The organism is Caulobacter vibrioides, from assembly GCF_002858865.1.
GTDB classification, from domain to species: Bacteria; Pseudomonadota; Alphaproteobacteria; order Caulobacterales; family Caulobacteraceae; genus Caulobacter; species Caulobacter vibrioides.
The window spans coordinates 30262-43962 of sequence record NZ_PJRR01000020.1 but is presented as its reverse complement, the minus strand read 5'-3'; the positions used below and the strand labels follow the sequence as shown (position 1 = coordinate 43962).

The following is a 13701-nucleotide window of genomic DNA, read 5'->3' as shown; positions in this document are numbered from 1 at the left end:
TCCGATCCCACGCCGCGTCGCTCAGCACTAGCCGATCCATCACACCCAAGACCGCCTCCAAAAGACAGCCTTGAATCACGCATCAGCGATCCTGGGAATCCTTAGAGTCCACACCACCTAGGGGCCGGTTCCGGCGGCTCTAGTGCTTGCCGCGATCGCGGCCGAAGTTCGGTTCGGCGCTCTCCTGACCCGCTGCGACGATGCCGCGACGGATCGCCCGCGTGCGGGTGAAGTGGGCGTGCAGGGTGTCGGCGTCGCCCCAGCGTATGGCGCGGCTCATGGCCTGCAGGTCCTCGGTGAAGCGGCCCAGCATCTCCAGCACCGCGTCCTTGTTGGCCACGAAGATGTCGCGCCACATGGTCGGATCGCTGGCGGCGATGCGGGTGAAGTCGCGGAAGCCCGAGGCCGAGTACTTGATCACCTCGTTCTCGGTGACGTTCTCAAGGTCGGCCGCGCTGCCGACGATCGTGTAGGCGATCAGGTGGGGCAGGTGGGAGACGACGGCCAGGACGAGGTCGTGGTGCTTGTCGTCCATCAGCTCGACCTGGGCCCCGAAGGCGCGCCAGAAGGCCGACAGCTTGGCGACGGCGGCCGCGTAGTGGTCGTCTTCGCTTTCGAAGGGCGTCAGGATCGTCCAGCGGTTCTCGAACAGTTCGGCGAAACCCGCGTCAGGGCCCGACTGCTCGGTGCCGGCGATCGGGTGGCCGGGGATCGCAAAGATCTTCGACAGGTCCTGGGCCCGGAAGGCTTCGGCCACATTGCCCTTGGTCGAGCCGACGTCGGTCAGGGTGGCGCCCGGCTTCATGGCGGGGATCACCACGCGGGCCAGTTCGGGCACCGACAGCACCGGGGTGGCGATCACCACGAGGTCGGCGTCCTTCACCGCCTCGGCGATGTCGCCGGTGACATGCTCGGCGATGCCCAGTTCGGTCACGCGGGCGCGATGGGCCTCGCTGGCGTCGGCGACGGTGATCTCGCCGACCACGCCGTGCTGGCGCGCCGCGCGGATCACCGAGCCGCCGATCAGGCCGCAGCCGATGACGGCGAGCTTCGGATAGAGGACGCCGGGGTTAGGCATGGGTCGCTAGCGCCCCATGAACTGCGACAAGAGCTCGACCACGGCGCGGTTCTGCTCTTCCAGGCCGATGGTGATGCGGATCGCATGGGGCAGGTTGTAGTTGCCCACCGCGCGGACCAGATAACCCTTGGATGCGAGGAAGGCCTCGGCCTCCGGCGCGGTCTTGCCCGGCGTGGTCGGGAAGGTCGCCAGCACGAAGTTGGCCGCCGAGGGCGTGACCTCCAGCCCCAGGCCGCCAAGCTGCTGGGCCAGCCACGGCCGCCACTGCTCGACCAGGGCGCGCGAGCGCTCCTGGAACTCATGATCGAACAGCGCCGCCACTGCGGCCTCCTGCGCGGGGATCGAGGTGTTGAACGGCGGGCGGATGCGCTCGATCGGCGCGATGATATGCTCGGGCGCGTAGCCCCAGCCCACGCGCAGGGCGGCCAAGCCGTGGATCTTCGAGAAGGTTCGGGTGACGATGACGTTCTCAGCCGTACGGGCCAGCTCCAGCCCGTCCTCGAAGCGCGGATCGGTGCAGAACTCCGCATAGGCGCCGTCCAGCACCAGCACCACCGAAGGCGGCAGGCCCGCGTGCAGGGCGCGGATCTCCTCGCCGGTCAGCCAGGTGCCGGTGGGGTTTGCGGGGTTGGCGATGAACACCAGGCGCGTGCGCTCGTCGACGCACTTGATCACCTCGTCGATGTCGACGCGGTGGTTGACCTCCTTGGCCATGCGCACCTCGCCCTGGCAGGCGCGGGCCCCGATGGCGTAGGCGGCGAAGCCGTGCTCGCCCTGAACGATGTTGTCGCCGGGCTCAAGATAGACCTGGCACAGCAGGGCGAAGATCTCGTCGCTGCCGTCCCCGAAGGTCAGGCGTTCGGGCTCCAGCTTGTAGCGCTCGGCCACGGCGGCGCGCAGGATATTGGCCTTGCCGTCCGGATAGATGTGCAGGCGATCCACGGCGGCGCGGTATGCGTCCTTGGCCTTGTCGCTGCTGCCCAGGATGTTCTCGTTGCTCGACAGTTTGACCGGATGGGCGATGCCCTCGACCTTGGACTTGCCGCCGACATAGGCGTGGATGTCCATGATCCCGGGCTTGGGCATGGGGCGCGGCGCGGCGAAGCGGTCGTTGGAGGCGGCGGTCATCGGACTACTCGGTTGACGGATGTCTTCATAGGAGACGGCCGTCTCTTACACGTCGAACTGCTCCGGTGCAGCCCCGATGACCCCCGTAAGTTGGCCCGGCGCGCGCGCCAGGCGCGGGTCGTCGGCCTGGAAGAAGCCGGACAGAGAAAAGAGCTTCAGGCCGCCGGCGTCGGCGATCAGTTCGGCGGCCACGTCGGTCTGGCTGAGGGCCTCGATGATGGCGGGAGCGCTCTTGGGCGAGTCGGTGACCCAAAAGGTCTGGTCGCCGCCGGTCGGCTCCACCTCGACCTCGGCCACCGCCAAAGCAGCTTGCGGCCCCCAGGCGGCGAGGCAGGGCAGGGCGGCGAAGACCTTCAGCTTGGGCTCGGCCAGCAGGCGGCCCCACCAGGGCGTGTCGGACGAGAGCGGCAGCACGCCGACGCCCCACGGCGTGCGGGCCACGGCCAGGGCGTCCTGCGCGCTCGGCAGCAGCGACAGGCGCGGCGCGGTTCCAAACCGCAGGCGGGTCAGCTCGACCGTTCGGGCCGGCTCGCGCCCGCCGAACACGCCCAGCTGATAGGAACCCTGACGCGCCAGGTTGTCGGCCATGATCTCGCGCCAGATGCGGATCACCAGGGCGGCGCCGGCGCCCTTGCGGGGCGTGGACAGCAGTTTGCGGACGATCTGGGCCTCGCGGCCGGGGCGCAGGCCAAAGCCGGTATCGCCCGAGGCGCGCTTGGCCGCTGCGACGGCGCCGGCCAGGCCTGCGCGCTCGTCGAGCAGTTTCAGCAGTTCACCATCGATGGCGTCGAGCCGCCATCGAACCTCTTCGAGAGACGGCGTGGCTTCCGTCGCGTCGCTGCCCATGTTCTTCCCCGAAATTGGAGGGCGGACCATAGTCTTTGCCGTCAAACACGCAATAGCTAGCCTTCATGGGAAGGAAATTGCGTGCGAGGCGCGATTGCCCGCTCAGTAGACGGTGGGGGCGGGGCCGGTGTCGATGGCGCCGAGATAGGTGCGGCCGTTGTCGAATCGCAGGTCGGCCTCGATGACCGGCTCCTGACCCATGGCCTGGGCGGCGGCGGATAGCGCCTGCTCGGGCGTGCGGATCGGCTGCGACAGGTCGGCGCGCTCCTTGATCGCGACGGTGAGCAGGCCGGTCACGCGGCCATCGGAGTCAACGCCCAGAACGCCGGACTTGGCCCGCCCTTCGGCGTCTCCGGCCAGGATCTGGCTTTTCTGTACGGTGATCTGCCCTCCGGCCTCGCTCCAGCGCTTGACGGCGGCTTGCCAGTTGCGGCCGCGCAGTTGCGAGACCTGGGTCAGATGCGTCTCCAGAATCATCGAGGCGGTCTTGTCCTGGGCGATGCGGCCCAGCAGGCCCGGGAAAGCGGTCTTGGCCCCGTCGGCCTTGAAGAACACCGCGCCTTGATCGTCGGGACCGCCGCCGCGCACATGCAACTGCATCCGGTCGGCCGAGACCAGGGTGAAGGGTTTGGCGTTGGCGCCAGGGACGAAGGTCAGCTTGGCGCCTTCGATCGAGATCCGCGGCGGATACTCGGTGACATGCGAGATGCTGGCGCGCAGGGCGTCGCCGGCGATGGTGACATCGCCGGACTCAGGGCGGGTCAGCACCACGCCGTTTGGGGCGACCAGCACCCAGTGGGTCAGGTTGTAGACCGCCGCCTCGCCCTTCAACTGCGGCAGGCGCAGCGCCCAACCGCTCGGTTCGGCGACCCGGACTTCGGACATCTGGATGTTCATCCGGAACGGAAAGCCCGAGAAGGTCCGCGCGCTCCACGACAGGTCATAGCCGCGCGACCTCAGATCCGCCGCCTGGGCGTCCATCCGCTGCTCGGCCTGGCCACGCAGCCAGATCCAGCCATAGCTCCAGGCGCCGGCCAGGATGGCGGCCAGGATGAACGGCGCGAACAGGCGGCTGCGACGAGCCCTCGCAGGGGCTTTGCGGGACGGGGCGGCGTCGTTATGGGTCATTCTAGGGCGCGTCCAGTCAGGATCGGTGATGAGTTCAGAGGGCGGCGAGGATCGCTGGGTGTTCGGATACGGATCGCTGATGTGGCGGCCCGGTTTCCCGTTCATAGACCGAAGAACCGCCGTGCTCCACGGCCGGAGACGGGCGTTCTGCATCTATTCGGTGCATCACCGGGGCACCTATGAGCGGCCCGGCCTGGTGCTGGGTCTCGCGCCCGGGGGCTCGGTGCGCGGCATGGCCTATCGCGTCGCCGCCGCCGAGTGGGAGGGCGTCTACGCCTATCTGCGCGAACGCGAACAGCCGACCGAGACCTATTTCGAGACCTGGCGCGAGGTGAAGGTCGACGGCGGCGACAAGGCGCCGGCGCTGGTGTTCCTGTCTGACATGAAGCACAGCCAGTGGGCTGGCGACCTGACCCTGGAGCAGCAGGCGGCGCTGATCGCCGGCGCTGTGGGTCTGTCTGGGCCCAATATCGATTATCTCCGCGACCTCGTCATGCACCTGCACGAGGACGGCGTACGCGACCACGCCATGGAGAAGCTTCTGAAGATGGTCGAGGCGCGCGAGGCGGCTTAAAGCCCCGCGTCCTCCAGGGCCTTGGTCGCCGTGTCGATTCGGGTCTGCAGTTCACGCATGAACTCGCCGCGCTTCAGGCCGGCGGGGATGGCGGGCAGATACTCGAACACGATCGTGCCGGGCTGGACCAGAAAGCCCTTGTTCCAGTGCGAGCCGCAATTTAGGGCCAGCGGCGTCACGGGCATGTTCAGTTCGCGATACAGCGCGGCGATGCCGGGCTTGTAGTCGCCTGGCTCGCCGACCTTGCCGCGTGTGCCTTCCGGGAAGATCACGATCTGGCGGCTTTCCTTCATGCGACCGACGGCGTCGCGAACCAGCTTCTTCAGCGCCGCAGAGTGACCGTCGCGATCGACCACGATCATGTCGGCCTTCAGACCGTGCCAGCCGAACAGCGGCACCATCAAGAGCTCCTTCTTCATCACGAAGCAGGCGTCCGGCAGGATCGAGAACTGGCTGAAGACATCGAACATCGACTGGTGCTTGGCGGCGACCAGGCCAGCGGCGTGGGGAATGTTCTCCTGTCCCCGGATCTCGATCTTCACGTTCACCAGGACGCGCAGCAGCAGCCGCAAGCCCCGCGACCATGTGGCCATGCAGGCGCGATTCACCGCGCGCGGCATCGGCAGGGTGACGAGCATGAAGACCGCCATGCCGGCCGACCACAGCCAGAAAACCAACTGGAACAGGAACGAACGCAGATAGATCAAGACACTTCCTTCGCCGCCGGGGCGGCCTTGTCCTCGGGGCCAAGTCCCAGGAACGCCTCGCGACCCAGAATCGCCAGGTACTTGCAGTACTCCACGATCATGCGCCGGGCGCTGACGCCAGTCTTCCACCAGCGACGGGCGTTCAGATCGGTCTTCACCGGATAGGGATGCAGCACAACATTGGGCATGGCCGCGCGAAGCTCCAGCATCGAGCGGGGCATGTGATAGTCGGCGGTGACTACGATCAGGCTCTTATAGCCCTTGGACCGGGCCCATTCCGCAGTCTCGCGCGCATTGCCCACGGTGTTGGCGGCGGCGAAGCCCAGGTCGACGCAGCAGTCGTAGATCGGCTTCACCGCCTTGGTGACCGCCTGGATCTCGGCCCGGGTGGCTTCGCGATTGACGCCGGAAATCAGCAAGCGCTGGCCCTTGCCGTCTTCCAGCAGGCGAGTCGCGGCTTCCAGGCGGAGGGTCGAGGCGCCGGTCAGCGCGACAACGCCGTCGGAGATTGGCGGTTCGGGCGCGGGGGTCGATTGATCGACGCGGCCGGTGAACGCCAGCAGGCCCAGGCCCCAGATCATCAGGGCGATCAGCAGTGCGGCCAAGGTCTTCACGGCATCTCCCTCACGATGCGCGACGCCGCCAGGCGGGCCGAGACGCCGGCGATCAAGGCCGCCAGCACCGGCGCGGGCAGGGCGGCCAGCAGGTCAATCCAGGCCAGCGGCAGAACCGGTGCGACGCCTACGCCGCCGGCGAAGTAACGCGCGAGCGCGCCAATGATGGCCGCCGCCGCGCCGCCCAGCAACCCCGCCAGCGCGCCCATGGTCGCGAACCGGTTCTGGAACAGGCTCGCGATGAAACGCGCTTCGGCGCCCGAGAAGTGCAGCACCTCAATCACATCGCGCCGCGCCGCCAGACCCGCCCGCGTGGCGAAGGCGATCACCGCCGCCGTGGCCGCTGCGATCAGGGCGAACACGCCCAGGGCCGCGAACCGCGCGATGTTGGCGGCGCGTTCGATATCGGCGATCCAGCGGCTGTGGTCGTCGACCGTGGCGTCGACGCCCGCCGCCCGCAGCGCCCGGTCCAGAATGCCCGCCGTCGGCGGCGCCTTGGGATCGAGATCCAGTGTGACCAGGCGCGGCGTGGGCAGGTCGTCGACCAGGGCCTCGGCCCCGATCCACGGCGCCAGCAACGCTTCGGCCTTCTCGCGCGGCAAGGCCTGGGCCTCGATCACGCCGCGAACGCCGGCCAGGGTCTCGGCGGCGCGGGCGGCGGCGCTGTCGGGCGTCTCATTGCTGCGGGCGCGGACCACCACGGTCGCCGAGCCGCTCAGCTGCGCCGTCCAGCCGTGCGCGGCGCGATTGGCCGCAAGGGCGGCGAAGGCCGTTAGACACGCCAGGAAGCACAGCACCGCGACCACGAACACCAGCGCGCCGTCACGGGCGTCTCGCGGCGGCAGCAAGGGGCCCGGCTTCCAGCGCGAAACCTGAAAGAACTCGCTCATGGCCGGCCTCCCAGATCCACGAGGCGTCCATGCTCCAGGTGCAGGGTCGGACGCGCGGCGCGCGCTACAAGGTCCTCGTCGTGGGTGGCGATCAGCACCGTGGTGCCCAGGCGGTTCAGTTCGACGAACAGGCGCAGCAGGCGCAGCGACATGGCCGGATCGACATTGCCGGTCGGCTCGTCGGCCAGCAGCACGTCGGGACGGTCGACGACGGCGCGGGCGATGGCCAGGCGTTGCTTCTCGCCGCCCGACAGCGTGGCGGGCAGGGCGTGCATGCGCTCGCCCAGGCCCACCCAGGTCAAGAGCTCGGCCACGTCCTCGCGATAGGTGGCCGGCTTGCGACCGAGAATCCGCAAGGGCAGGGCGGCGTTGTCGAACACCGACAGGTGCTCCAGCAGCCGGAACTCCTGGAAGACCACCCCGATGCGACGGCGCAGGAAGGGAAGGTCCGAGGCGTGGGTCAGGCTCACATCACGCCCGAACAGCTCCACGCGACCCCGTGACGCACGGTGCGCCAGATAGATCAGCTTAAGCAGCGAGCTCTTGCCCGCCCCCGACGCGCCGGTCAGGAAGTGGAACGATCCCGGCTCCAGGGAAAAGCTTATATCTCTGAGGGTTTCCGGACCCCGCCCATAGCGCATCGACACGCCTTCGAAGCGGACCACCGGAAGGGCGTCATCGCCCTGTTCTGTGTCGATCCGCAAGGCGCGTCACTGGGCTTTCTGGACATCAGGGTTAAAATCAGCGACCCCAGTAAGTTATGTGGGGTTCGTTCGATTCGCGGCCATGATACTGACCTGCCCGGAGTGCGCCAGCCGCTATTTCGTCGACGACTCCAAGGTCGGGCCGGACGGTCGCGTCGTGCGTTGCGCCTCTTGCGGCAATCGCTGGACCGCCTTCAAGGACGAAGCTGAAGAGCCGCTCGACCTCTTCGAAGAGCCTGCCGCCGCCAGCGCCAGATCCCAGGGTGATCGCGACGAAGCCGCGGAAGAAGCCGTCGCCGCCGAGGCCGAAGAGCCGCCGGTCAGCGCGCTTCCGGGCGAAGAACTTCCCAAGGTCTTCCGCGCCCGCGCCGACGCCGAGCGGCGCCTGCGCGCGGCGACCGCCACGGGCGTGATCTGGGCCGGCATGGCCGCCGCCATGGCGGTGGTCGTGGTCGCGGCCCTGATCTTCAGGATCGATGTCGTGCGCATCATGCCGGGTTCGGCGGGCGCCTACGCCGCCGTGGGCCTGCCGGTGAACACGGTGGGCCTGGTGATCGACGCCGGCAGCATCAAGGCCCAGCCCTCGATGCAGGACGGGCGCGCGGCGGTGACCATCACCGGCTCGATCCGCAACATCACCGAGCATGAGGTCATCTCGCCGCCATTGCGCGTGGAGCTGCTGAGCAAGGAAGAGAAGCGCGTGGCCGGGCAGCTGGCTGCGGCCGCCGACGCCAAGATCCCGCCGGGCGAGGTGCGCCACTTCTCGATCACCTTCCTCAATCCGCCGCGCACCGCCAAGGACCTGCAGATCGCCTTCGCCACCGAGCCGGGCGCGGCCAAGGCGGTCAAGGCCGCGCTGAAGAAGCCTGAAGCCCATGGCGCCGAGCCCGAGGTCGCCCTGCGCGGCGCCCAGGACGCGCCCGCCGCGCACGAAGCGGCTGGACAGGAACCCCCGGGACATGAGAGCGGGGACCAAACTCCCCCTTCAGACTCTCACGAACCCGCTCATCATGAATGACCTTCCCAAGCCCGAAGTCCTGATCTCGGAAGCCGAGATCGCTGAACGGGTTCAAAAACTGGCCGAGCAGATCGCGCCGCGCATCGACGACGACACCGTCGTGGTCTGCCTGCTCACCGGCGGCCTGTGGTTCGCCGCCGACCTGACCCGCGCGCTGTGGAAGGCCGGACGCGACGTCCGCTTCGACGCCCTGTGGCTGGCCTCCTACCACGACGAGCGCAAGAGCTCGGGCCGTTGCGAAGTCCGCGCCGACCTGCAGCGCCCGCTGGTCGGCCGTCGCGCCCTGGTCGTCGACGACGTCTTCGACACCGGCCTGTCGCTGTCGGAGGCTGCGCGCCTGGTGAAAGACGCCGGCGCCAGCGAAGTGCTGACCGCCGTCTTCGCCCGCAAGCCCTGGCCCAAGGATCGCGGCATGGAGCCCGACTTCGTCGCCTGGGAAGCGCCGGCCCGCTATCTCGTCGGCTACGGTCTCGATGATGAAGGCAAGAGCCGGGGACTGCCGTACATCGGCGCGATGGATTGATGTTTTCCTTCTCCCCTTGCGGGAGAAGGTGTCAGCGAAGCTGACGGATGAGGGGTGGCTTAGCGTCGGCCACGCGACCCCTCACCCGACCCACTGCGTGGGCCACCCTCTCCCGCAAGGGGAGAGGGAAACTCAAGATTACACCCAGTCCGGCACCAGATCCCGCGCCAGCATCTCGTCATAGGTCGGACGCTGGCGGATCACCGCGTAGCGGTCGCCGTCGACCAGCACTTCGGGCACCAGCGGGCGGGTGTTGTACTCGCTGGCCATGGCCGCGCCATAGGCGCCCGCCGACATGAAGGCCACCAGGTCGCCCGCTGCGAACGGCGGCAGGGCGCGGTCGCGGGTGAAGGTGTCGCCCGTCTCGCAGACCGGACCGACCACGTCATAGACCGTCTCGCCGGCGCGCTGGATGACCGGACGGATGTCGTGGAACGCATCGTACATGGCCGGACGGACGAGGTCGTTCATCGCCGCGTCGATGACCAGGAACTTGCGGCCTTCGGGGCGCTCGTGGACATGGATGACTTCCGAGACCAGCACGCCGGCGTTGGCGGCGATCACCCGGCCGGGCTCGAAGGCCAGGGTGACGGGCAGGCCTTGGGTGACCTCGCCGACCATGGCGGCGAACTCGGCCGGCGAGGGCGGTTCGGGGTGGTTGAAATAGGGCACGCCCAGGCCCCCGCCCAGATCGAGGCGCTCGACCGACAGGCCCTCGGCCAGCAGCTGTTCGACGAGGCCCCGCATCTTGGTGAAGGCCGCGCGCATGGGGGCCAGATCGGTGATCTGGCTGCCGATGTGACAGGCGACGCCGACGGGCTGGAGATTGGCATTGTTGCTGGCGTTGGCGTAGAGGCGCGCGGCCTCGGCGAACGAGACGCCGAACTTGTTCTCGGACTTGCCGGTGGCGATCTTGGCGTGACCGCCGGCCGCGACGTCCGGATTGACCCGGAAGGCGACCTTGGCGCGCACGCCCAGCTCAGCGGCGACGTCCGCGATCAGATTCAGCTCAGGCTCAGACTCGACATTGATCTCGGCGACGCCGGCCTTCAGCGCGAAGACGATCTCGCGCCGCGCCTTGCCGACGCCCGAAAACACGATCCGCTCGCCGGGAATGCCGGCGGCCAGGGCGCGGCGCACCTCGCCCTCGGACACCGTGTCGGCGCCGGCGCCCAGGTCGCCCAGCACCTTGAGCACCGCGACGTTGGAATTGGCTTTGACGGCGTAGGCGATCAGCGGATCGACCACGCCGGACATCGCCAGGGCGTCGCGGAAGACAACGAAGTGCCGCTCCAGCGTGGCGCGGCTGTACACATAGACCGGCGTGCCGACCTCGGCCGCGATCTTGGCAAGGGGCACGCCTTCGCAGGCCAGGCCCTGCGGGCCGTACTCGAAGTGATTCAACGGAGTCTCTTAATTGGGGGTGGCGCCGGGGAAGCCGGCGGCCGAGGGGCCACCGAACGGGTCCTTGGTGCCGGGCAGCGGTGCGGCGCGGATGGTGCGGTTGCTGGAGGCCGGGTCGCGGATCTCCTGCGCGCCGCCGGCGCGGGCGGGCTGGTTGGCCTGGGCCGAGGCCATGCGGCGCTCAGCGGCCCATGCGGCCTTCTTCTGGGCGTCCCACAGCGGGGCGGGGCGCTCTAGCGTCCCTTGCTTGCCGCAGGCGGCGACCGAGACGGCCAGAGCGGCCAGGGCGAGGATCGTCACGGGACGGTTCATGCCAGCAATTCCTTCCAACGCGCGATCTGGGCGCGCACCTGGGCGGGGGCCGTCCCGCCATAGCTCATGCGGCTGGCCGCCGAGGCGGCCGGAGTCAGGACGGCGTAGACATCGTTCGTGATCCGGGGCTCGATCGCCTGGAACTGCGCCAGGGAAAGATCCGCCAGATCGACGCCCAAGCCTTCGGCCGTCTTCACGGCGGAGCCTGTCACGTGGTGAGCGTCACGGAAAGGCATGTTCAACGTCCGCACCAGCCAATCGGCCAGATCGGTGGCGGTGGAGAAGCCCGCGCCGGCCGCCTTGGCCATGTTTTCTGTGTTGGGCGTCAGGTCGGCGATCATGCCGGCCATGGCGAGCAAGCTGAGTTCCAGCGCATCGAAGGCCTCGAAGGTCGGGACCTTGTCTTCCTGCATGTCCTTTGAATAGGCCAGCGGCAGGCCCTTCATGACCACCGTCAGGGTGGTCAGCGAGCCCAGGATGCGGCCGACCTTGGCGCGGATCAGCTCGGCCGCGTCGGGGTTCTTCTTTTGCGGCATGATCGAGCTGCCGGTGGTGAAGGCGTCGGTCAGCTTGATGAAGCCGAACATCGGCGTCGTCCACAGCACGATCTCCTCGGCCAGCCGCGACAGGTGCGTGGCCGTGATCGAGGCGGCCGACAGGGCTTCCAGCGCGAAGTCGCGCGAGGAGACGCTGTCCAGCGAATTGGCGGTCGGCCGATCAAAGCCCAGCGCCGTCGCCGTCTGCTGGCGGTCGATCGGGAAGGGCGAGCCGGCCAGGGCTGCGGCGCCCAGCGGGCACTCGTTCATGCGGGCGCGGGCGTCGCGGAAGCGGCCGGCGTCGCGGCCGAACATCTCGACATAGGCCATCAGGTGGTGGCCGAAGGTCACCGGCTGGGCCGGTTGCAGGTGCGTGAAGCCCGGCATCAGCGACTCGGCGTGCGCTTCGGCCTGGGTCAGCAGCGCCTTCTGAAGCGCCTCGAGCTGGCCGACCGTGCGGTCGCAGGCGTCGCGGACCCACAGGCGGAAATCGACGGCCACTTGGTCGTTGCGCGAGCGCGCGGTGTGCAGCCGGCCGGCCGTCGGGCCGATCAGCTCGCGCAGCCGCGCTTCGATGTTCATGTGGATGTCTTCGTATTCGTCGCGGAACGGGAAGGTCCCCGACAGCAGCTCGTCCTCGACGCGGGCGAGACCCTCCAGGATTTCCTCGCCGTCATGGCTTGCAATCACGCCTTGGTTCATCAACATCCGCGCGTGGGCGCGGGAGCCTGCCAGGTCTTGCGCCCACAGGCGCTTGTCGAAGCCGATGGAGACGTTGATCGCCTGCATCAGTTCCGCCGGCTTGGCCGAGAACCGGCCGCCCCACATAGCTTGGCCCTGGCCCTTGGCCTTGGGCGTGTTGGAGGCGTTGTCGGTCATATGAACGAAGTCCAGTCGGGTCAGAACGGCGAGGAAGCCAAGAAGCGTAATCCCATGAGAATGGCGCTGGCGGGCGTCATCCTCTTGGGCGTCGCGGCGGTTCTATACGTCATCGCGTCGGCTTCGTTCAAACCCTCTGGTCCCGCCGACCTCACAGAATTCAAGAAGGGCGCCTTCGAGAAGCTGGACGTGCCCGCCACGCCGCGTCCTGCGCCGACGACGGTCTTCACCTCGATGGACGGCAAGCCCACGACCCTGGCCGACTTCAAGGGGCGCGTGGTGGTCATGAACCTGTGGGCGACCTGGTGTGCGCCGTGCAAGGCCGAGATGCCCACCCTGGCCAAGCTCCAGGCCGCCTACGCCACCCAGCCGGTCACCGTGCTGCCGATCAGCGTCGACCGCGACAGCGATCTGAACCTCGTCCGCGAAGAGATGGCGGCCAACCCGCCGCTCGTCACCTATCGCGACCCCTCCTACAAGCTGTCCTTCGATCTGCAGCCGCGCGCCCAGGGCTATCCGACGACGATCATCTATGACCGTCAGGGCCGTGAGCGCGCGCGCCTGGCCGGGCCGGCCGACTGGTCGGCGCCCGAGGTGCGGGGAATCGTCGAAAAGCTCCTGGCCGAGAAGTGATTGATCCGGCGCGGCTGGAGCCGCTGGCCGACGACGCCTGGCCCGCGCGGGAGCGGGCTGTCCTGGGCGGCTGGCGGCTCAATGCGTCTGCGGGCTATTCGATGCGCATCAACGCCTGCTGGCCGCTGGGCGCGCCCGATCGCGACGTCGATGAGGCCATTGCGGCGGTCGAGGCCTGGCTGCAGGCGCGCGGCCTGCCGCCGCGCTTCAAGCTGACGGACGGCGTCTTCGCGCCCGCGGACCTCGACCACCGGCTCGCCGCGCGCGGCTATGCGCCGACCAAGGAAACCCTGGTCATGCTGGGCCCGACCGGCGGGCAGGGGAGCGATCGTGTGGTCGTCTCGACGACGCCCGACGACGCCTTCGAGGCGGTGTTCACCGCCACCGCCGGCGACCCCGAAGACGGCCGCGAGCGTCTGGAGACCCTCCGGCGAATCCCGGCGCCCGCGCGGTTCGCACGTCTCGACATCGATGGCGCGCCGGCGGCGATCGGCGCCAGCGCCGTCAGCGGCGGCTTGGCCGGGGTCTTCGGCATGCGCACCGCCCCGGCCCATCGTCGCCAGGGCTTGGCCCGCCTGGTGCTGCGCGCCTTGCTGGCCGAGGCTGCGACCCTGGGGGCGGATCGCGCGTGGCTTCAGGTCGAGGCCGACAACGCGCCGGCTATCGCCCTCTATGCCGACGAGGGTTTCGAGCCGGCCTATCGGTATCGCTACTGGGCGCGATGAGC

At 68.7% G+C, this 13701-nt stretch carries 16 protein-coding genes; 5 read left to right on the top strand and 11 right to left on the bottom strand.

What is annotated here, in order from left to right:
- Nucleotides 1–139: 139 nt before the first annotated feature.
- The 4 genes from CVUC_RS17370 to CVUC_RS17355 form a co-directional block, all read right to left on the bottom strand.
- Nucleotides 140–1078 carry a prephenate/arogenate dehydrogenase family protein gene (locus tag CVUC_RS17370; protein ID WP_096033592.1) on the bottom strand — a complete coding sequence of 313 codons (939 nt, stop codon included), beginning with the start codon at nucleotides 1076–1078 and terminating at the stop codon, nucleotides 140–142.
- Nucleotides 1079–1084: 6 nt separating this feature from the next.
- Complete coding sequence (gene hisC / locus CVUC_RS17365) at nucleotides 1085–2206, bottom strand: histidinol-phosphate transaminase (RefSeq protein WP_096033591.1); 1122 nt, start codon at nucleotides 2204–2206, stop codon at nucleotides 1085–1087.
- Between the two features lie 45 nt (nucleotides 2207–2251).
- Nucleotides 2252–3052: a chorismate mutase gene (locus tag CVUC_RS17360; protein ID WP_096033590.1), complete on the bottom strand. Its 801-nt coding sequence runs from the start codon at nucleotides 3050–3052 to the stop codon at nucleotides 2252–2254.
- Nucleotides 3053–3154: 102 nt separating this feature from the next.
- Entirely contained in the window at nucleotides 3155–4180 is a 1026-nt protein-coding gene (locus tag CVUC_RS17355; RefSeq protein WP_096033589.1) for a DUF2125 domain-containing protein, read from the bottom strand.
- A 28-nt stretch (nucleotides 4181–4208) separates the two neighbouring features.
- Here CVUC_RS17355 and CVUC_RS17350 point away from each other — a divergent pair, with 28 nt between their 5' ends.
- Nucleotides 4209–4754 carry a gamma-glutamylcyclotransferase gene (locus tag CVUC_RS17350; protein WP_012640440.1) on the top strand — a complete coding sequence of 182 codons (546 nt, stop codon included), beginning with the start codon at nucleotides 4209–4211 and terminating at the stop codon, nucleotides 4752–4754.
- Here the strand turns inward: CVUC_RS17350 and CVUC_RS17345 are convergent.
- Genes CVUC_RS17345 through ftsE form a run of 4 tightly spaced genes read right to left on the bottom strand, consistent with a single transcriptional unit; the run spans nucleotide 4751 to nucleotide 7669 of the window.
- Entirely contained in the window at nucleotides 4751–5461 is a 711-nt protein-coding gene (locus CVUC_RS17345) for a lysophospholipid acyltransferase family protein (RefSeq protein WP_096033588.1), read from the bottom strand. The genes CVUC_RS17350 and CVUC_RS17345 overlap by 4 nt on opposite strands.
- Nucleotides 5458–6075, bottom strand: a complete 618-nt coding sequence (locus CVUC_RS17340; RefSeq protein ID WP_010920079.1) for a YdcF family protein — start codon at nucleotides 6073–6075, stop codon at nucleotides 5458–5460. Before CVUC_RS17340 ends, CVUC_RS17345 begins: the two co-directional genes overlap by 4 nt.
- Nucleotides 6072–6965, bottom strand: coding sequence for a cell division protein FtsX (locus CVUC_RS17335; RefSeq protein WP_096033587.1), 894 nt, complete (start codon nucleotides 6963–6965; stop codon nucleotides 6072–6074). Before CVUC_RS17335 ends, CVUC_RS17340 begins: the two co-directional genes overlap by 4 nt.
- Nucleotides 6962–7669: a cell division ATP-binding protein FtsE gene (gene ftsE, locus CVUC_RS17330; protein ID WP_024265777.1), complete on the bottom strand. Its 708-nt coding sequence runs from the start codon at nucleotides 7667–7669 to the stop codon at nucleotides 6962–6964. The genes CVUC_RS17335 and ftsE overlap by 4 nt, the downstream gene beginning before the upstream one ends.
- Before the next feature lie 58 nt (nucleotides 7670–7727).
- On the opposite strand from ftsE, the gene CVUC_RS17325 reads away from it, so the two are divergent.
- Both CVUC_RS17325 and CVUC_RS17320 read left to right on the top strand, forming a co-directional pair.
- Nucleotides 7728–8687 carry an MJ0042-type zinc finger domain-containing protein gene (locus CVUC_RS17325; protein WP_164468146.1) on the top strand — a complete coding sequence of 320 codons (960 nt, stop codon included), beginning with the start codon at nucleotides 7728–7730 and terminating at the stop codon, nucleotides 8685–8687.
- Complete coding sequence (locus CVUC_RS17320; protein ID WP_012640439.1) at nucleotides 8629–9210, top strand: phosphoribosyltransferase; 582 nt, start codon at nucleotides 8629–8631, stop codon at nucleotides 9208–9210. Before CVUC_RS17325 ends, CVUC_RS17320 begins: the two co-directional genes overlap by 59 nt.
- Nucleotides 9211–9348: 138 nt before the next feature.
- Here the strand turns inward: CVUC_RS17320 and lysA are convergent, their stop codons facing one another.
- From lysA to argH, 3 genes are read right to left on the bottom strand one after another with little or no spacing between them, the layout of a single operon-like run.
- Nucleotides 9349–10614 (bottom strand): diaminopimelate decarboxylase, encoded by a 1266-nt coding sequence (gene lysA, locus CVUC_RS17310; RefSeq protein WP_096033585.1) that lies wholly within the window; start codon nucleotides 10612–10614, stop codon nucleotides 9349–9351.
- A 9-nt stretch (nucleotides 10615–10623) separates the two neighbouring features.
- Entirely contained in the window at nucleotides 10624–10944 is a 321-nt protein-coding gene (locus tag CVUC_RS17305) for a hypothetical protein (RefSeq protein WP_010920073.1), read from the bottom strand.
- Nucleotides 10923–12341, bottom strand: coding sequence for an argininosuccinate lyase (gene argH / locus CVUC_RS17300; RefSeq protein WP_096033584.1), 1419 nt, complete (start codon nucleotides 12339–12341; stop codon nucleotides 10923–10925). Before argH ends, CVUC_RS17305 begins: the two co-directional genes overlap by 22 nt.
- Here argH and CVUC_RS17295 point away from each other — a divergent pair, their 5' ends adjacent.
- Nucleotides 12342–12974: a TlpA family protein disulfide reductase gene (locus CVUC_RS17295; protein WP_010920071.1), complete on the top strand. Its 633-nt coding sequence runs from the start codon at nucleotides 12342–12344 to the stop codon at nucleotides 12972–12974.
- Nucleotides 12971–13699 (top strand): GNAT family N-acetyltransferase, encoded by a 729-nt coding sequence (locus CVUC_RS17290; RefSeq protein WP_096033583.1) that lies wholly within the window; start codon nucleotides 12971–12973, stop codon nucleotides 13697–13699. The genes CVUC_RS17295 and CVUC_RS17290 overlap by 4 nt, the downstream gene beginning before the upstream one ends.
- Nucleotides 13700–13701 lie beyond the last annotated feature (2 nt).